An 18,111-nucleotide genomic window follows, 5' to 3' on the forward strand; every position below is an offset into this window, starting at 1 on the left:
TCTGATGCCGTCAGAGGAAGTGTGGGCCTGTGAGCATCCAGTACCGCGTACTGAGCCGACTGCGTGACCTCGGGCCGCTGTCCCGGGCGCAGCTCTCCGACGAGCTGGAGATGCCGCGCCCACGGCTGGTGGCCGAACTCGACCGGATGATCGCGAGCGGCACGATCCTGGAGGCGGGACCCGCGGCCTCGCGCGGCGGTCGTCGCTCCACCCTCGTCCAACTCGACCCGGAACTGCGCTTCGCCGCGGTCGACCTGGGCGCGAGCTCCATCGACATCGAGATCACCGACGGCCGCCTGGCGGCGGTCGCCTCGTACTCCGAGAGCGCCGACATCCGCCAGGGACCGGGACCTGTGCTCGACCGGGTCAGCGAACTCCTGCGCAAACTGGGCGCGCAGAGCCGCAGCGCCCGGCTCGACACCATCGGCATCGGACTGCCGGGACCGGTCAGCTTCCGGGACGGCGTCTCCGTCTCCCCGCCGATCATGCCCGGCTGGGACCGCTTCCCGGTGCGTTCCACTCTGACCAGCGAGCACGGCTGCCCGGTCGTCGTCGACAACGACGTGAATCTGATGGCGCTCGGCGAACACCACAGCGGCGTCGCCCGCTCCGTCGACAACCTCCTGTTCGTGAAGATCGGCAGCGGCATCGGCTGCGGTGTCCAGGTGCACGGCCAGATCTACCGGGGCTCGGAAGGCTCGGCGGGCGACATCGGACACATCCAGGTCGAGGCGGCGGGCCTGCCCTGCTCCTGCGGCAACACCGGCTGTCTCGAAGCGCACTTCGGCGGTGTCGCCCTCGCCAGGGACGCCACCGCCGCCGCCCGCGCCGGACGCTCCGAGGCGCTGGCCGAACGGCTCGCCGCCCACGGAGCGGTGACCGGCGCGGACGTCGCCCAGTGCGCGGCGGGCGGCGACCTCGTCTGCCTCAACCTCGTCCGGGACGGCGGCCACCGTGTCGGACAGGTCCTCACCCACCTCGTCAGCCTCATGAACCCGTCGATGATCGTCATCGGCGGCGGCCTGGCCGGACTCGGCCACCTCCTGCTCGCCGAGATCCGCAGCGTGGTCTACAAACGTTCGCCGCCGCTGGCCACCGGCAATCTGGCGATCGTCCTGTCGGAACTCGGCCCGCGGGCCGGGGTCGTCGGCGCCGCGCTGCTGGCCAGCGAACTCCACTACGGGAGACAGCTATGACCGCCACCCCTCCCAGCCCACCCGCCCGTTCCCCCGCGTCCACGGGCCGCCACCTCGTCCGGGAGCCGATCCTCCGCCTGGACCGGGTCGTCAAGACCTTCCCCGGCGTCCGGGCCCTGGACGGCGTCGAGTTGGCGGTCCGGCCGGGGGAGGTGCACTGCCTGCTGGGCCAGAACGGCGCGGGCAAGTCCACCTTGATCAAAGTGCTCTCCGGAGTGCACCGGCCCGACTCCGGCCGTATCGAGTGGCGGGGCAGACCGGTCACCTTCGCCGACCCCCAGGCGGCCATGCGCGCCGGGATCGCCACCATCTACCAGGAACTCGACCTCGTCCCGCACATGACCGTCGCGGAGAACGTGCTGCTCGGCCACGAACCGCGCACCGCGGGATTCGTCCGCAGGCCCGGCATGCGCGAGCAGGCCCGCGCCGTCCTCGGCCGCCTCGGCCACGCCGAGATCCCCGTCAACCGCACCATCGACAAACTGCCCGCCGCCGCACGGCAGATCGTCAGCATGGGCCGCGCCCTGTCCCGCGAGGCCAGGCTGCTGGTCATGGACGAACCGAGCGCGGTCCTCGCCCACGACGAGGTCGCCAACCTCTTCCGGATCATCCGCGAGCTGCGCGGCCAGGGCATCGCCGTCATCTACATCTCGCACCGGCTCGACGAGATCCGCGAGATCTGCGACCGCGTCACCGTGCTCAAGGACGGCCGCACCACGGCCGCCGACCTGCCCGCCTCGACCCCCACCAAGGAACTCGTCGGCCTGATGACCGGCCGCTCCCTGGAGTACGTCTTCCCGCGCCGCCCCACCCTCTCCAAGCGGTCGGCCGCCGAGCGCGCCGACCGCCAGGAGCCGGAGACCGAACTGCTGCGGGTGGAACACCTCAGTCGCCAGGGCGAGTTCAGCGACGTCTCGCTCACCGTCGCGCCCGGCGAGATCGTCGGCATCGCGGGACTCGTCGGCTCCGGCCGCTCGGAACTGCTGGAGACGGTCTTCGGCGCGCGCCGCCCGGACCACGGCCATGTCCTCGTACGGGGGCGGCGGTTGCGGCCCGGCAGCGTCCCCGCCGCCGTGCGCGCCGGGCTCGGCCTGGCGCCGGAGGAGCGCAAGAGCCAGGCGCTGCTGCTGGACGAGGCGGTCCAACGCAACATCGGCCTGGCCTCGTTGACCCGGCACACCACCGCGGGGTTCGTACGCGGCGGCGCCGAACGTACCGCCGCGCGCGGCATCGCCGACCGGCTCGACCTGCGCCCGCGCGACGTCGGACGCAAGGCCGGCACCCTGTCCGGCGGCAACCAGCAGAAGGTCGTCGTCGGCCGCTGGCTGCTCGGCGGCACCAGCCTGCTGCTGCTCGACGAACCCACCCGAGGCGTCGACGTCGGAGCCCGCGCCGAGCTGTACCGGGTGATCAGGGACCTGGCCGACGAAGGCGTGGGGGTGCTGCTGGTCTCCAGCGAGGTCCCCGAGGTGCTGGGCCTGGCCGACCGGGTCCTGGTGATGCGCGAGGGCCGGATCGTACGGGAGGCCCCGGCGCGCGAGCTGGACGAACACCTGGTCCTCGACCTGGTCATGGCGGGGGCACTGCTGGAAGGGACGGACCAGTGACGACCGACCTCACCTCGCCGCCGTCGGCGAAGACCGAACCGACGAGTTGGTGGAGACGGGACGCGGCCGAGCCCGTACGGCGCAATCTCGGACTCACCGCGGTCCTGGCCGCACTCGTGGTCATCGGCCTGATCAGCGCCAACGACCGCTTCCTGACCAGCGGCAACATCCTCAATGTGCTCACCCAGGCATCGGCGATCGGCGTGATCGCCATCGGGATGACCTTCGTCATCATCGGCGGCGGCATCGACCTGTCCGTCGGGGCGCTCACCGCGCTGGCCGCCGTGTGGTGCACGACGGTCGCCACCCAGGACTTCGGCGTGCCCGGCATGGTCTTCGCCGCCGTGATCGTCGGCGCCGTCGCCGGTACGGTCAACGGCCTGCTGATCGCGTACGGCCGCCTCGTCCCCTTCATCGCCACCCTCGCCATGATGGTCAGCGCCCGCGGTCTGGCCGCCAAGATCTCCGACAAGAAGACCCAGGAGGTCGACGTCGGGGCCGTCAACCGCTTCGCGGAGAACAAGTTTCTCGGCATCCCGCTGCTGGTCTGGCTGTTCGCGGCCGTCGCCGCCGTCGGCTGGGTGCTGCTCAACCGCACCGCCTTCGGCCGCCGCACCGTCGCCGTCGGCGGCAACGCGGAGGCGGCCCGCCTGGCGGGCATCAACGTCCGCCGCCAGACGGTCTATCTGTACGCGCTGTCCGGCGTGTGCTGCGGCATCGCCGCGATCATGGTCGTCGCCCAGGCCAACGCGGGCTCCTCGGGCCAGGGCGACCTGTACGAACTCGACGCCATCGCCGCCGTCATCATCGGCGGGACCGTACTGACCGGCGGCCGGGGCACCGTCGTCGGCTCGCTGCTCGGCGTGGTGGTCTTCACCACCATCACCAATCTGTTCATCCTCAACAATCTGCCGGCCGAAGTGCAGAACATCGTCAAGGGCGCCATCATCGCGGGCGCCGTCCTGGTCCAGCAGTTCCAGCCGAGCAAGCTGCTGCTGCGCCGCCGCCCCTGACCGCCACCGGCGCTCTCCTCCTTCCGGTCTCTCCCAGCCGCCCGCCGTACGCCGTACGCCACGCGCACGGCACCACCCACCCTCGCGGAGGACGAAATGTCCGAACAGTCAAGAAGCTCCCGTGTCTCCCGCAGAAACATCCTCTTCAGCGGCGCGGCCGTCGGTGCCACCGCCCTGGTCGCCTCCTGCACCTCCAACAGCGAGGACAAGCCGTCCGCGCAGACCTCCGCCCCGGCCGCGCCCGTGGACAGCGGCGCACCCGGCAAGGCCATCACCATCGGCTTCTCCGCCCCCGCCGCCGACCACGGCTGGCTCGCGGCCATCACCACCAACGCGCAGCGCCGCGCCAAGCAGTTCTCCGAGGTCACCTTCAAGGCCGTGGAGGCGGGCGAGGACGCCACCGCCCAGCGCGCCGCGATGGAGACGCTGATCCAGTCCAAGCCCGACGTCATCGTGGTGCTGCCCTTCGACGGCGCCCAGCTCACGGCCACCGGACGCAAGGCCATGCAGGCCGGTATCCCGGTGGTCAACCTCGACCGGCAGTTCTCCGACGAACAGGCGTTCCGGGTCCTGATCAAGGGCGACAACTACGGCATGGGCGTGGCCGCGGGTCACTTCATCGGCAGCCGCCTCAAGGCGGACGGGAAGACCAACGCGACGATCGCCGAGATCGCCGGGATCGACAATCTGCCGCTGACCCAGGACCGCAGCCGCGGCTTCAAGGAGGCCCTGGCCACGTACGGCATGAGCGTCAAGCACCGCGTCTCGGCGCAGTTCACCATCGACTCGGGCCACCAGGTCACCTCCGACCTGCTCCAGGCGGCGCCGAGGCTGGACGCGGTGTGGAACCACGACGACGACCAGGGCGTCGGCGTGCTCGCCGCGGTCAAGCAGGCCGGGCGGGACGAGTTCTTCATGGTCGGCGGGGCGGGCTCGCGCAAGGTCATGGAGCAGATCCGCGACGACAACACGGTGCTCAAGGCCACCGTCACCTACAGCCCGACGATGGCGGGCTCGGCCGTCTCGCTCGCCCGGCTGCTGGCCAACAACCGCGGCATGGCCGACCTGACGGAGCTGGGCGTGCCCAAGGAACTGCGGCTCGCCTCGGAGACCATCACCCAGTCCAACGTGGCGGACTACCTGCCGCTGGGCTTCTGACCCCGGCGGCTCCCCTTCCTTTCACCGCGCGCTTGCGCGCACCGAACCCCGATGAGCAGGGAGACCACATGACCACTCAGCGGCTACGCGTCGGCATGGTCGGGCACGCCTTCATGGGCGCCGCGCACTCACAGGCCTGGCGTACCGTCGACCATGTCTTCGACCTGCCCGCCCGCGTCCATATGGCGGCGCTGTGCGGTCGCGACCCCAAGCGGGCCGCGACCGCCGCCGAGCGGCTCGGCTGGGCCGAAAGCACCGCCGACTGGCGGGAGTTGATCGCCCGCGACGACATCGACCTGATCGACATCTGCACACCGGGCGACAGCCACGCCGAGATCGCCGTCGCCGCGCTCGCGGCGGGCAAGCACGTCCTGTGCGAGAAGCCGCTCGCCAACTCGGTGGCCGAGGCCCGCGCGATGTGCCGGGCCGCCGACCGGGCGCGGGAGTCGGGCGTCCGCGCCATGTGCGGCTTCACCTACCGGCGGGTCCCGGCGCTCGCGCTGCTGCGCCGCCTCGTCGCCGACGGACGGCTCGGCCGGATCCGGCACGTACGCGCCGTGTATCTCCAGGACTGGATCGTGGACCCGCGGTTCCCGCTGGTGTGGCGGCTGCGGCGCGAGCACGCCGGATCGGGCGCGCTGGGCGACATCGGCTCGCACATCATCGACCTCGCCCAGCACCTGACGGGCGACCGGCTGTCGGGCGTCGCCGCGCTCAGCGAGACCTTCGTGCCGACACGACCGCTGCCCGGCGCCGTGCCCGCCGCGCGGGGCGAGGTGACCGTGGACGACGCCACGGTGTTCCTCGGCCGGTTCCACGGCGGCGCGCTGGCCACCTTCGAGGCGACCCGTTTCGCCACCGGCCGCAAGAACGCCCTGCGGATCGAGATCAACGGCTCCCTCGGCTCCGCCGCCTTCGACCTGGAACGCCTCAACGAACTGGAGTTCCTCGACGCCGCCCAGCCACCGGCGGAACAGGGCTTCCGCCGCATCCTGGTCACCGAACCCGACCACCCCTACCTGTCGGCCTGGTGGCCGCCGGGCCACGGACTCGGCTACGAGCACGCCTTCACCCACCAGGCCCGCGACCTGGTCACCGCCATCGCGGAGGGGCGCGACCCCGAGCCGTCCTTCGCGGACGCCCTGGAGGTCCAGCTCGTCCTGGACGCGGTCCAACGCAGCGCCGAGCACGACGCCGCCTGGACCCCGCTCCCTGCCCGTACCGCCGAGAACACCGACCCCGGACCGGGACCGGAGCCCACCGACCGGGGTCAGTGACCGAAAGAACGCCCCCTCACGGCTACGCGGGCGCGGCGGCGCTCAGCCCGCCGCGCCGAAGCGGTCCGCGCCCTCCACCGTCAGGCTGTCGGGAGCGTCGGCCCCCGCCCGGCCGTCCGCGTCGAGCCGTACGGCCAGCGGCTGTTCGCCGACCCGCAGACCGCTCATGGTCAGCGGGCCGAGACGGCCCGCCGCCAGCGGGGACATCCGCAGCGACCCGCCGGGCACATCGGCCTCGAGCCCGAGCGCGGCCTGGACGAGCAGGACGGCGGAGGCCGCCGACCACGCCTGCGGACGGCAGGCCGCCGGATACGGGGCGGGCGCGCTGTCCAGCTCGGAGCCGTGCCCGGCGAAGAGCTCCGGCAGCCGTCCGTCGAAACCTGCGGACGCGGCGATCAGGCCCTCGGCCAGCTTGGCGGCCTCGCGGGGGAATCCGGCGCGGACCAGGCCGTGCACCGCGATGGCGGTGTCGTGCGGCCAGACCGAGCCGATGTGGTAGCCGAACGGGTTGAAACCGGTGGAGTCCGTGCTCAGCGTGCGCAGCCCGAAACCGCAGTCCAGCTCGGGTCCCGCGATCCGGGCGGCCAGCAGGGCGCTCTCCTGCGGGTCCAGCAGCCCGGTGCCCAGCAGGTGGCCGAAGCCGGAGGTCACGGCGTCCACCGGACGCTTGTCGGCGTCGAGGGCGACGGCCGGGTAGCGGCCCTGCTCGTCCTCGACCCAGAAGCTCTCCTGGAAGCGGCTGCGCAGTCGGTCCGCCCACTGCTCCCAGCGCTCGGCGCCCGGCCGGTCGAAGGCCCGCAGCAGCGCCGCGCCCGCCATCGCCGCCTCGTAGCCGTACGCCTGGACCTCGCACAGCGCGATCGGCGCCTTGGCGAGACGGCCGTCGCGCCAGCGGATCGAGTCGCCGGAGTCCTTCCAGCCCTGGTTGGCGAGCCCGTGGCCGGTGGTGTCGATGTACTCCAGCAGCCCGTCGCCGTCCGCGTCGCCATACGTGGCCAGCCACTCCAGGGCGGCCTCGGCGTGCGGCAGCAGCTCGCGCACCTGCCGCGGGTCGAGACCCCAGCGCCACGCGTCGTGCAGCAGGATCACCCACAGCGGGGTGGCGTCCACGGTGCCGAAGTACACCGGCGGGAGCTTCGCGCCCTCGGCCAGGTGCAGGGTCTCGCGGCGCACCTCGTGCAGGATCTTGCCGGGCTGCTCCTCGGTACGGGGATCGGTGACGGTGCCCTGGCGCCGGGCCAGCGTGCGCAGCGTCCCCGCGGCCAGGTCCGTGCCCAGCGGCAGCAGCATCCGCGCCGCCCACAGCGAGTCCCGGCCGAACAGCGTCAGGAACCACGGCGACCCGGCGGCCAGGAAACGGTCCTCGGGGTGCAGCGGGTCCGACAGAAGCAGCCGCTCCAGGTCGCCCACCGACCGGGCCAGCAGCCGGTCCAGACGGCCGTCGGCGCTGCGCAGCTCGGTGGGCGACCACGGTACGGCGTCCCGCGCGACGGCCGGGAACTGGTCCGGCTCCGCGTCGCTGACACCGCACTCGACCGTCGCCCGCCAGGTGCCGCCCGACGGCAGCTCCACGGTGTAACGCAGCTCACCGCTGTCGGCGTCGACCAGCGGCTCGCGCGGTCCTGAACCGTTGCCGGAGTCCTGTTCCGGCATCGGCGGGCGGCCGGACGCCGGACCCGACACCGTACCGGCACCGGCACCGGGAGCGGTCACGGCCACCGACACCGGCCGCAGCCGTACGGTCAGCTCGTCGTCGCCCCAGGTCAGCCCGGTGTCCTCGGCCCTCGCGGGGAGCGCGGCGACCGTGCGCCCGGACTTGACGTCGGTCATCCGCGCCAGGTCCGTGGCCGCGGCGACCACCACGTCGAGACGGATCCGCCGCAGCCCCGCGTTGACGATCTCCAGCTCCTCGCGGAGCGTGCCCGGCGCCACCGAGCGGACCCGGCGCAGCGTGACCGCGGGGTCGGCGGTGTGTTCCCCGACACCGCGCAGGATCGCGCGGAAGGCGGTCCTGTCGGCGGGGCCGAGGGTGTGGCCGACCGGGATCAGGGGGACGCCCTCGACCCGGACCGCCAGGCTCGACAGCACCCGGCGGTCGCCGTGGAAGAAGCCGTCCGCACCGGCGGAGATGTCCCCGCCTGGTCGGGACAGCACCAGGCTGGGCGCGTAGAGCGTGGTGCAGGCGTCGTGCAGGAAGGGCTGCAAGCCCTCGGTGACGACGTCCGTGGGAGACGGGTTCGCGGTGCTGTGCCCTTGGACGGCCGTGTTCACAGGGTGGTGCCTCTCGTCGGTGGACCGAGATGGTGCCTCAGAATTTGGATCGATCAAAATTCACTCTAACCCTTGCCAACCAGCAGTGAAAGGGAGTTTTATCGATCCATCGAAGATGCAGCGCCGCATTTCGAGTGGTGCGGCGCATGGACAACGGAGGCCGTGGTGCCGCGTACGACCAGCTCAGGCGGGCGCAACAACAAGCCGGTCACACTGGCTCTGGTCGCCCAGCGTGCCGGCGTGTCCGTACAGACCGTGTCCAACGCGCTGAACTCGCCCGACCTGCTGGCGCCCCGCACGCTGGAGCGGGTCCGTGAGGCGATCAGCGAGCTGGACTACCGGCCGCATCAGGCCGCCCGCTCGCTGCGCACCCGGTCCAGTCGGCTGATCGGCTATGCCATCCAGCCGACGTTCGCGGGGGAGTCCACCCCCGTGCTCGACGACTTCCTGCACGCGCTGTCGGACTCCGCGGACAAGGCGGGGTACCGTGTGCTGCTGTTCGCGGCGCGGTCCGGCGCGGACGACGAGGTCGACCGCTACGACGCGCTGCTGCGCGACCACTCGGTCGACGCGTTCGTGCTGAGCAACACCCACCGCGGCGACCGGCGCCCGGCCTGGCTGCACAAACGTGGCGTACCCTTCGTGGCGTTCGGCCGGTCCTGGTCGGCCCGTGACACCGGCGACTGGGTCGACGTGGACGGCGCGTACGGTACGTCGGCGGCCGTCGACCAGCTCGTGGCCGCCGGACACACCCGGATCGCCTTCCTCGGCTGGCCGCGTGGCTCGGGCGTCGGCGACGACCGGGCCGCGGGCTGGCGAGAGGCGATGCGGCGCCACGACCTGCCGGTGCGTGACCTGCGGGTCTCCTCGGTGGGTGACGTGAACGCGGCGCGGGACGCGGTGGCGCGGGTCCTGCCCCGCGTGACCGCGGTCGTCACGGCCAGCGACACCCTGGCACTGGGCTGCTACCGGGCGCTGCGGGACAGCGGCCGGACCCCCGGCCGGGACGTGGCGGTGGTCGGCTTCGACGACTCCCCGGCGGCCGGTCTGCTCAGTCCTGGCCTCAGCAGCGTCCGTCAGCCGCTGGAGGAGGTCGGCCGGGTCTGCACCCGGCTGCTCATGGCGCGCATCGGCGACCCGCAGGCCGATCCCGAGCATGTGCTGCTGACGCCGGAGCTGATCGTCCGGGAGAGCTCCGCGGCGGGACCGTCCGCCGCGACGTCGCCCGACGACCGGCCGTCGGCCCCCTAGTTCCCGACGGACCGCCTGGTCCGAAGGGTTGAAGGACCGTGGGGTGACATGGACCGCGCCCCACGGTCCTGACCTGACAGACCGGACACGTCTGTCACGCCATAAAGCTACAAAGCGATAAAGCGGCACGGCCACGCTGGCCCACCGCATCGGGCGCCCTCATCGCCCGGCTCGCGGAGTTCCGTAGGTTCCGGATGATCCGGACAGTCCTGGAGAGAAACGATGACAGTACGCAGAGCCGCGACCGCCACCGCCGTGTGCGGGGTGTTCTTGGTCGCCGGGTGTTCGTCCAACTTCGGCAGCGACAGCAGCGGCAAGCAGGACTCGGGCGGCAAGCAGAGCCTCACGGTGATGATCGGCTCCTCGGGCGACAACGAGACCAACGCCGTGAAGCAGGCCGCGACCGCGTGGGCGAAGAAGACCGGCAACACCGTCTCGGTGATCGCCGCCCAGAACCTCGACCAGCAGCTCGGCCAGGCCCTCGCGGGCGGCAAGCCGCCGGACGTCTTCTACGTCGGCTCCAGCGTCTTCGCCAACTACGCCAAGGGCAACTCGCTGTACGCCTACGGTGACCAGCTCTCCGACAAGGACGACTTCAACAGCGCGCTACGCGCGTCCTTCACCTACGACAACAAGTTCGTCTGCGCGCCCAAGGACAGCTCCACGCTGGCGCTCGCGGTCAACACGGCCATGTGGAAGGACGCCGGGCTCACCGACGCGGACTACCCCAAGACGTGGGACGACCTGGAGAAGGTCGCCAAGAAGCTCACGACGAAGAAGACCACCGGTCTGGTCGTGAACGCCTCGTACAACCAGCTCGGCCCCTTCATGAAGCAGGCCGGCGGCTGGGTCACCAACGCCGACCAGAGCAAGGTCACCGCGGACAGCCCCGCGAACGTCGAGGCGCTGACGTATGTGAAGAAGCTGCTCAACGAGGGCGTGATGAAGTTCCCCAAGCAGGTCGACACCGGCTGGGGCGGTGAGGCACTGGGCACCCAGAAGGCCGCGATGACCATCGAGGGCAACTGGCTGACCGGCGCGATGACCGCGGACTACCCGAAGGTCGGCTACAAGGTCGTCCCGCTGCCCGAGGGCCCCAAGGGCAAGGGCACGCTGTCCTTCAGCAACTGCTGGGGCGTGGCCAACAAGAGCGCCCACCACGACGCGGCCGTCGACCTGGTGAAGGCGTTCACCACCGTCGACCAGCAGTTGTCCTTCGCCGACGCCATCGGTGTGCTGCCCTCGCGCGACAGCGCGCTGGCGACGTTCAAGGAGAAGCACCCGGCGAGCGTGGCGTTCGCCGACGGCACCGCCTTCGCGCAGGGTCCGGTGACCGTCCCCGGCTTCACCAAGGTCCTGGCCCAGTTCGACACCGACCTGTCCGGGCTGGCCACCGGCGATCCCAAGAAGATCCTGTCCAGCCTCCAGACCAACGGCGACCAGGTACTCAAGAGCGACAACTGACCGTACCGGCCGGGCAGCACCGCGGGGGCAGGAGCAGGAGGAGAAAGAGATGAGCCAGCACGGCAGCGGCACCGTCGCCGCACCGGCGGGGCCGGGAGCCCCGCCGGGAGGCACGGGCACCCGGGGCGCCCGCGGCGGCGGGACGGCGGGCGCCGGTACGCGCCGCGGTCCCCGCTTCGGCGGCGGGCGCCGCGACCGGGCGATCAAGGGGCATCAGGGCCTGTGGGGCTGGCTGTTCGTCAGCCCGATGGTGGTCGTGCTCGGCCTCTTCCTGCTCCTGCCCATCGGCATGGCGCTGTGGGTCAGCCTGCTGCACTGGAACGGGCAGTCGAACCCCTTCAGCGGCGCCGCCGACTTCGTCGGGGTGCGCAACTACTCCGATCTGCTGACCCGGCCGGGTCAGGACCGACAGCTCTTCATGACGTCGATCCGCAACAATCTGTACTACGTCCTGCTGGTCGTCCCCGTCCAGACGGCCCTGGCCCTGGCTCTGGCCGTGGCGGTCAACAGCCGCCGCGTCAAGGGCAAGAGCCTGTTCCGCACGGTCTTCTACTTCCCGTCCGTGACCAGCTCGATCGCCATATCCACGGTGTTCCTGTTCCTCTTCCAGGGCAGCGGCGCGGTCAACGCGCTGCTGAAGTGGGTGGGCATCACCGGACCGAAGTGGTTCACCGACGCGCACGGCCTGGTGTGGACCGTGCTCGGCGGCCTCGGCATCGTCGACCCGGACAAGCCCGTGCCCGCGCTCGCCGCGCACGGCTTCCTCGGACTGTCCTGGTGGGACTGGCTGGCCGGACCCTCCATCGCGATGTGCACCATCATCATCCTCGCGATCTGGACCAGCTCGGGCACGTACATGCTGATCTTCCTCGCCGCGCTCCAGGACGTACCCGCGGAGCTGGAGGAGGCCGCGCTGCTCGACGGCGCAAACCGCTGGCAGTCGTTCCGCAACGTGACGCTGCCCGCGCTGCGCCCGGTGCTCTTCCTGGTCGTCACCCTCGGACTGATCGGCACCTGGCAGGTCTTCGACGCGGTGTACGTCATGAGCCAGGGCGCACCCGCCAACACGACCCTCACCCCCGCCTACCTGTCGTACACCGCGGGATTCCAGGACGCCGACTACGGGCGCGCGGCGGCCATCGCCTTCCTGCTGCTGGCGATCATCCTGGTGATGACGCTGGTGCAGCGCGTCCTGCTGCGCGACCGCGACGCGGTCACACGATTCAGCCGACTGCGGGCGCGGCTGGTGCGAGGGAGGACGTCATGAGCGCCGGGACGATGGAACGACGCTCCTCCGGCCGGTCGGCGAAAGGCCGTCCCGGCAGCCGGTCGTCCGGCAGCCGGGTGCTGCGGATCGTGGTGTACGGGCTGCTGATCGGCATGGGACTGCTGTACGCCCTGCCGTTCTTCGTCCAGATCGCGACCTCGCTCAAGACGGACCCGGACGCGGCGGCCCATCCCCTGTCGCTGCTGCCGAACCCGTTCTCGCTGGACTCCTACCGGCGCCTGTTCGGCCTCGGCGGCACCGGCGACGCGGTGCCGTTCACCCGCTGGCTGGCCAATTCGATCGTGGTCACGGTCTTCATCACCGCCGGACGCGTCTTCTTCGACTCGCTCGCCGGATACGCCCTGGCCCGGCTGGACTTCCGGGGCCGCAACCTGCTGTTCAACGGGCTGCTGACGATCATGTCGGTGCCCGGCGTGGTCCTGCTCATCCCGAAGTTCCTGGTGCTCAACCAGCTCGGGATGTTCGACAGCTACGCCGGAATGATCGTGCCGCTGCTGGTCGACGCGGCCGGGGTGTTCATCATGCGGCAGTTCTTCGTGTCGGTGCCCAAGGAAGTGGAGGAAGCGGCGCGGATCGACGGCGCGGGCGTCTTCCGCACCTTCTGGTCGGTTGTCCTGCCGATGGCCAAGCCCGCGCTGATCACGCTGACCATCCTGTCGTTCCAGGGCTCCTGGAACGAATTCACCCACTTCCTCGTCGCCACCCAGTCCCCGCAGTACGAGACCCTCACCACGGGCCTGGCCCACCTGGTCTCCGGCGGCCTCAGCGCGGGTACGCAGTATCCGCTGAAGCTCACCGCGGCCCTGCTGTCGACGATCCCGGTCGCGCTGCTGTTCTTCGTCTTCCAACGGCACTTCGTCCGCAGCGCGAACTCGGGCGCGGTCAAGGAGTAGCTTCCCGACCCGCACTCCGCACTCCGCACTCCGCACCCCGCCCACGGCCTCCGGGCCCCTCAGTCCCCCCGGCGGGCGCCCACCTGACAGGGCGCCCGCCGGGTGTGGTGTGCCGGCGTCCGCGTCGGGCCGCCGAGGGTGCCGCGGCGCGGCGGGGACGCTTCGGCCGGCGCCGAAACGATCCGGTCGTAGCGTCGGGGCCATGAGGCATCAGACGCATGAGTTCGACCGCTGGGCGGACGTGCGGGCGGCGCTCGCCGACCCGGCGCTCGTACCGGAACCGCCGGCCGGGGACGTCGGGTCCGCCGGGGCGAGCGTGGCGTGGCTGCGGTCCGCCGCCGCCCGCTTCAGCTCCGGGCGGACGCACCGCCGACGGCGCGCTCTGGTCGAGGCGGAACTCGCGCGGCTGGAACCCGTGACGCTACGGGATGCGGCAGCCGCCGAGGGCTCGGAAGGTTCGGACAGCGAGACCCGAGTGCGGGTGCTGCGGGAAGCCCCGCCGGTACGGGTCATGCGGCGCGTCGCCGTCGCGGCCACCCGGATCGCGGGCCGCGAGATCGCCGCGGGCGACACCGCGCTCCTCGACCTCGCGACCGCCAACCGCACCCACCCGGTACCCCTCACCTTCGGCGCCCCGCCCCGCGTCTGCCCCGGCCGCGCCCACGCGCTCGCCCTGGCAGAAGGGCTGCTCCGGCGCCCGCTCACCCCCTTCGCCCGCCTGCACCACCAGGCCGCCCCGCTGCTGCTGCCCAACGCCTGGGACTACGCCAGCGCGGCCGCCCTGGCGGCGGACGGCTTTCCCGCCATCGGCACCTCCAGCCTGGGCGTGGCCGCGGCCCTCGGCCTGCCGGACGGCGCCGCCGCCACCGCGGACGCGACCGTGGCCCTGGCCCGCCGACTCGGCCGCGGCTCCTTCCTGTTCACCGTCGACGCCGAGGGCGGCTTCAGCGACGACGTGGCCGAAGTCGTCGCACTGGCCGAGCGGTTGTACGCGGCGGGCGCGGCCGGGATCAATCTCGAGGACGGCCGCGCCGACGGCACGCTCGCCCCGTCGCCCTGCACGCCGCGAAGATCACCGCCGTCAAATCCGCCGTACCGGCGCTGTTCGTGAACGCACGCACCGACACCCACTGGCTCGGCCGCGAGCAGGACACGACCTCGTCCCGCCTCGCGGTCTACGAACAGGCCGGTGCGGACGGGGTGTTCGTCCCCGGACTGTCGGACCCGGACGAGATCACCGCCCTGACGTCGTCCCTCGTCGTACCGCTGAACATCCTGTACGCGCCGAGCGGACCGCCCCTCGCCGAACTGGCCGCGATGGGCGTACGCAGGGTCAGCCTCGGCTCCCTCCTCTACCGAGGAGCCCTGGCCTCGGCGGTCTCCACCGCGACGGCTGTCCGGGACGGGCGGCCGACGGATCTCACCGCCCCCTCGTACGCCGAGGTCCAGCGGCTAGGGAACCCGGGCGAGTAGCGCGTAGAGGTTGACCTGCTCGGCCGGTACGGGGGCGTCGCCGGGGCCGGGGCGCCAGTCGGCAGGATTGACGACACCGGGGGAGACGACGTCGAGTCCGCCGACGAGCGCTTCGATCTCGGCGCGCGAGCGGGCGCCGCCGTCCGTGACGTCCTCGCGGTACAGCCGGACGAGGGCGTCCATGACCTCCGGCGCCCAGTCGCGCGTGATGTGCGTGAGGGTGAGATGCGAGCCCGCCGCCAACGGCCCGGTGAAGGCTTCGACCAGCCCGCGCGCCTGGGCGTCGTCCGCGAAGAAGTGCAGCAGCGCGTTCATGCCGAGCGCCACGGGCCGAGTGAGATCGAGGACGCCGGCGATCTCCGGACGCTCGTACAGCGCCGCGCCGTCGGTGACATCGGCCTCCACGTACACGGCCCGGCCCTGCGGTGTGCTGGTCAGCAGTTCGGCCGCGTACGCGCGGACGGCCGGGTCGTTGTCGACGTACACGACACGGCAGGCGGGGTCGACGGCCTGCGCGCTCTCGTGCAGATTCGGGTATTCGGGCGTACGGGTCGGGATGCCCGACCCCAGGTCGAGGAACTGCGTGATCCCGCGGGAGCCGACCAGATACCGCACCGACCGGTCGATGAACCGCCGGTTCACGCGCGCGCTGGTGATCAGATGCGGATTGACCTCCAGCATCCGCCGCGCGGCGGCGCGGTCGGCGGCGGTGTGCAGGGTGCCGCCGAGGTAGAAGTCGAGCATGCGTCCCGCGTGCGGCCTCGCGCTGTCGGCGTCCATGGACGGCGATTCTCCCGGAGTCCTCAACTCGCGCCGCCGGGCGCCCAGCCCTGGCGGCGCAGCACCGCTGACACGTCCGGAGCTTCGTAGTGCTCCCCCTTGAGCACCTTGCCGTCGGCCCGGCGCGAGACCTGTCCGTCGGGGCCCAGCTTGGTCATGTTGGACCGGTGGATCTCGGCGATGACCGCGTCGAGGTCGATCCCGTGCACCAGGGCCGTGCCGTACGCGATGTAGACGACGTCGGCCAGTTCGTGCGCCAGACGGTCCAGCGGACCGGTCACCGAGACCTCGGCGACCTCCGTCGCCTCCTCGGCGAGCAACTCCCCGCGATGCGCGGCGAGAGCGGGCGACACCTCCGTCGGCGTATCGCGGACGTCGAGTCCGAAGGCGCGGTGGAACGCGCGGACCAGGTCGGCGGGTGAGGAAGCGCTCATGCGCCGACTCTAGCCAACCGCGTTGCCGCCACGGGCTGTTGGTGTTCGCCACCGCCACCGCCGGCCGCCCGCCCGGTCCCGGTCCTCGCGCCCCGGAGCGCGCGGACGGTCCGCCGGTCGGCGCCCGCGACGCGCTACGTGACCTCGCCCGACTGTCCGGTGGCGTGCGCGCGCCGATGGGCCGCGACGCGTTCGCGGGTCGCGCATCGGCGGGAGCAGTAGCGGCGTTCGGGACCGCTGCCCTGCGCGAGGAAGACGTTCCGGCAACTGGGGGAGGCGCAGATCCCGCCGGGCGGGCGCTGGCGGTCCCAGACGAGAACGGTCAGGGCCATGCACGACGACGCGAGGAGCCATTCGTCCCAGGGGGCTTCGTCGTCGTGGTCGAGGTGCGGATGCCACGGCGTGCCGCCGCCGTGCGAGGATAGGCGCAGCGGTCCCGTGTGGTCCTTGAGCAGGAGGTTGAGGACGGCCGCGGCGGCGTCGGCGTCCTCGGCGGCGAAGGCGGGTCGCAGCAGGGCGGCGGCCGCGCGCATGGCCGCGACGTCGCCGGTGGTCAGGTCGATCGGCTCCGCCTCGCCGTACGCGCGGAGCGTGTCGGCGACCCCGGCCGGGTCGGGGCGCTCGTCGGCGAGGACGTTGAGCAGGGCGGCCGTCCGCCGCGCGGTGGCCAGCACCGAGTGCCGGGTGGACCAGTCGTCGCTGTGGGAGGACATCTGTCGAATGTAACGCATCTTGCCGACATTTGAGTTACCTGCGTAACGTCCTGGAGATGAGTAACCGTTACACGCTCCGCCGTTATCTCACCGGAGCGGTCGCCGCCCGTACCGGCGACGAGATGTCGGGACCGGCCCTGATGCTGGCGGGCTTCGCCCTCGCCGGTTCGACCACCGCCGCGTCCTCGCTGCTCGCGGGCATCACGGTCTCCGCCGCGGTCGGCGGGCCGCTGCTCGGCGCATTCCTCGACCGAGCCGTACGACCGGGGTGCCTGCTCGCCTGGGCCCTCGCCCTCTACGCGACCGGGCTCGGCGTGATCCTCGCGGGGCTCACCCGCCTGCCGTTCCCCGTCACCATCGTGATCGCCGTGGCGACCGGACTGCTGGGACCTGCCCTGTCCGGCGGATGGACGGCCCAACTCCCGCGCGTGGCAACGGGCGACCGCCTGCACCGCGCGAACGCCCTCGACGCGATGACCTTCAGCGCCGCGAGCCTGGCCGGTCCGGCTCTCGCGGGCGGTGTGGCGGTGGCGCTCGGCGCCTCGACAGCCGTGGTCGTCTCCCTCACGCTCATCGCCCTGGCGCTGCCCGCCGCGTGGACGCTGCCCGGCCGCCCGGGTCCGGCACGTGGTGTCCGGGCCACGTCGGTGCTCCACGACCTCGCCGCCGGAACCCGGGTCATCCTCGGCCGACCCGCGCTGGCCCGGGCGACCCTCACCTCGGTGATCTCCTGCGTCGCCCAAGGCATGGTGACCGCGTGCCTCCCGCTCCTGGGCGAACGGGTCCTGGGCGGCGCCGACCGCGGCGCCCTCCTGCTGTCCTGCGCGGCGGTCTCCGCCCTGCTGGCCACGACCGCGCTCGCCCGCTTTCCCCGTGCGGCGGCCCCCGACGCGATCATCTGGGCCGGGGCCCTCGTCCAGTCCGCCGCCTGGGCCCTGGCCGTAGGGGGCCACCCGGCCGCGCTCGTCGCGGCCTTCCTCCTGGCGGGAATCGGCGAAGGCCCCCAACTCGCCGCCCTGTTCGCCGTCCGCCACCGCGAGGCCCCCGCGCACCTGCGAGGCCAGATCTTCACCACGGGCGCCAGTCTGAAGATCACCGCTTTCGCCCTGGGGGCGGCCACCGCCGGACCCCTGGCGAGCCGGTCCCTCTCCTGCTCGCTGGCCCTCGCCGCGATCACGGCGCTGCTGGCCGCCCTGGCGTTCTCCGTCATCCCCGCGTCGGGCCGCGCGTCCGGTGGCCTGCGCGTATCGCCCTGAGCCACGTCTATCAATGACGCGTGACATGTGACATGCT

At 72.1% G+C, this 18,111-nt stretch carries 13 protein-coding genes and 2 pseudogenes; 11 read left to right on the forward strand and 4 right to left on the reverse strand.

Annotated features, from left to right (window positions below; genetic code table 11):
• Window positions 1-29: 29 nt before the first annotated feature.
• From ACIO6U_RS20110 to ACIO6U_RS20130, 5 genes and pseudogenes are all read left to right on the forward strand, one after another.
• On the forward strand, window positions 30-1,196 hold the full coding sequence (locus ACIO6U_RS20110) for an ROK family protein (RefSeq protein WP_401314132.1): 1,167 nt from the start codon (window positions 30-32) through the stop codon (window positions 1,194-1,196).
• Window positions 1,193-2,803 carry a sugar ABC transporter ATP-binding protein gene (locus ACIO6U_RS20115; RefSeq protein ID WP_401720826.1) on the forward strand — a complete coding sequence of 537 codons (1,611 nt, stop codon included), beginning with the start codon at window positions 1,193-1,195 and terminating at the stop codon, window positions 2,801-2,803. Before ACIO6U_RS20110 ends, ACIO6U_RS20115 begins: the two co-directional genes overlap by 4 nt.
• A gap of 80 nt (window positions 2,804-2,883) precedes the next feature.
• A pseudogene (locus ACIO6U_RS20120) lies at window positions 2,884-3,816 on the forward strand (ABC transporter permease); the annotation flags it as partial.
• 96 nt (window positions 3,817-3,912) lie between these two features.
• Window positions 3,913-4,974: a substrate-binding domain-containing protein gene (locus tag ACIO6U_RS20125; RefSeq protein ID WP_401720829.1), complete on the forward strand. Its 1,062-nt coding sequence runs from the start codon at window positions 3,913-3,915 to the stop codon at window positions 4,972-4,974.
• A gap of 68 nt (window positions 4,975-5,042) precedes the next feature.
• Entirely contained in the window at window positions 5,043-6,251 is a 1,209-nt protein-coding gene (locus ACIO6U_RS20130) for a Gfo/Idh/MocA family oxidoreductase (protein ID WP_391051791.1), read from the forward strand.
• A 42-nt stretch (window positions 6,252-6,293) separates the two neighbouring features.
• Here the strand turns inward: ACIO6U_RS20130 and ACIO6U_RS20135 are convergent, their stop codons facing one another.
• Window positions 6,294-8,522 (reverse strand): glycogen debranching N-terminal domain-containing protein, encoded by a 2,229-nt coding sequence (locus ACIO6U_RS20135; protein ID WP_401720832.1) that lies wholly within the window; start codon window positions 8,520-8,522, stop codon window positions 6,294-6,296.
• Between the two features lie 165 nt (window positions 8,523-8,687).
• On the opposite strand from ACIO6U_RS20135, the gene ACIO6U_RS20140 reads away from it, so the two are divergent.
• The 5 genes and pseudogenes from ACIO6U_RS20140 (at window position 8,688) to ACIO6U_RS20160 (ending at window position 14,891) form a co-directional block, all read left to right on the forward strand.
• Entirely contained in the window at window positions 8,688-9,773 is a 1,086-nt protein-coding gene (locus ACIO6U_RS20140) for a LacI family DNA-binding transcriptional regulator (protein ID WP_401720835.1), read from the forward strand.
• A 222-nt stretch (window positions 9,774-9,995) separates the two neighbouring features.
• Entirely contained in the window at window positions 9,996-11,237 is a 1,242-nt protein-coding gene (locus ACIO6U_RS20145) for an extracellular solute-binding protein (RefSeq protein WP_391051784.1), read from the forward strand.
• A gap of 49 nt (window positions 11,238-11,286) precedes the next feature.
• Window positions 11,287-12,504 carry a carbohydrate ABC transporter permease gene (locus ACIO6U_RS20150; protein ID WP_401720838.1) on the forward strand — a complete coding sequence of 406 codons (1,218 nt, stop codon included), beginning with the start codon at window positions 11,287-11,289 and terminating at the stop codon, window positions 12,502-12,504.
• Window positions 12,501-13,418, forward strand: a complete 918-nt coding sequence (locus ACIO6U_RS20155) for an ABC transporter permease subunit (protein ID WP_391164309.1) — start codon at window positions 12,501-12,503, stop codon at window positions 13,416-13,418. Before ACIO6U_RS20150 ends, ACIO6U_RS20155 begins: the two co-directional genes overlap by 4 nt.
• Window positions 13,419-13,929: 511 nt before the next feature.
• A pseudogene (locus ACIO6U_RS20160) lies at window positions 13,930-14,891 on the forward strand (isocitrate lyase/phosphoenolpyruvate mutase family protein).
• On the opposite strand, the gene ACIO6U_RS20165 reads toward ACIO6U_RS20160, so the two are convergent.
• The 3 genes from ACIO6U_RS20165 to ACIO6U_RS20175 form a co-directional block, all read right to left on the reverse strand.
• The gene (locus ACIO6U_RS20165; RefSeq protein WP_401720841.1) at window positions 14,871-15,671 is read right to left on the reverse strand and encodes an SAM-dependent methyltransferase; all 801 of its coding nucleotides are present in this window, start codon (window positions 15,669-15,671) and stop codon (window positions 14,871-14,873) included. The pseudogene ACIO6U_RS20160 and the gene ACIO6U_RS20165 overlap by 21 nt on opposite strands.
• Window positions 15,672-15,694: 23 nt before the next feature.
• Window positions 15,695-16,105, reverse strand: coding sequence for a MazG nucleotide pyrophosphohydrolase domain-containing protein (locus ACIO6U_RS20170; protein ID WP_355343521.1), 411 nt, complete (start codon window positions 16,103-16,105; stop codon window positions 15,695-15,697).
• 134 nt (window positions 16,106-16,239) lie between these two features.
• Entirely contained in the window at window positions 16,240-16,818 is a 579-nt protein-coding gene (locus ACIO6U_RS20175; protein WP_401720844.1) for a CGNR zinc finger domain-containing protein, read from the reverse strand.
• A gap of 56 nt (window positions 16,819-16,874) precedes the next feature.
• Between ACIO6U_RS20175 and ACIO6U_RS20180 the strand changes: the two genes are divergently transcribed.
• Complete coding sequence (locus tag ACIO6U_RS20180) at window positions 16,875-18,074, forward strand: MFS transporter (RefSeq protein WP_401720847.1); 1,200 nt, start codon at window positions 16,875-16,877, stop codon at window positions 18,072-18,074.
• Window positions 18,075-18,111: the final 37 nt, after the last annotated feature.

This window comes from Streptomyces sp. NPDC087422, from assembly GCF_044744145.1.
Classification (GTDB): Bacteria; Actinomycetota; Actinomycetes; order Streptomycetales; family Streptomycetaceae; genus Actinacidiphila.

Coding starts and splice junctions, on each gene's coding strand:
- ACIO6U_RS20130 (WP_391051791.1), top strand. CDS start 5,043: ATGACCACTCAGCGGCTACGCGTCGGCATGGTCGGGCACGCCTTCATG.
- ACIO6U_RS20150 (WP_401720838.1), top strand. CDS start 11,287: ATGAGCCAGCACGGCAGCGGCACCGTCGCCGCACCGGCGGGGCCGGGA.
- ACIO6U_RS20155 (WP_391164309.1), top strand. CDS start 12,501: ATGAGCGCCGGGACGATGGAACGACGCTCCTCCGGCCGGTCGGCGAAA.
- ACIO6U_RS20145 (WP_391051784.1), top strand. CDS start 9,996: ATGACAGTACGCAGAGCCGCGACCGCCACCGCCGTGTGCGGGGTGTTC.
- ACIO6U_RS20115 (WP_401720826.1), top strand. CDS start 1,193: ATGACCGCCACCCCTCCCAGCCCACCCGCCCGTTCCCCCGCGTCCACG.
- ACIO6U_RS20175 (WP_401720844.1), bottom strand. CDS start 16,818: ATGTCCTCCCACAGCGACGACTGGTCCACCCGGCACTCGGTGCTGGCC.
- ACIO6U_RS20170 (WP_355343521.1), bottom strand. CDS start 16,105: ATGAGCGCTTCCTCACCCGCCGACCTGGTCCGCGCGTTCCACCGCGCC.
- ACIO6U_RS20180 (WP_401720847.1), top strand. CDS start 16,875: ATGAGTAACCGTTACACGCTCCGCCGTTATCTCACCGGAGCGGTCGCC.
- ACIO6U_RS20165 (WP_401720841.1), bottom strand. CDS start 15,671: ATGGACGCCGACAGCGCGAGGCCGCACGCGGGACGCATGCTCGACTTC.
- ACIO6U_RS20125 (WP_401720829.1), top strand. CDS start 3,913: ATGTCCGAACAGTCAAGAAGCTCCCGTGTCTCCCGCAGAAACATCCTC.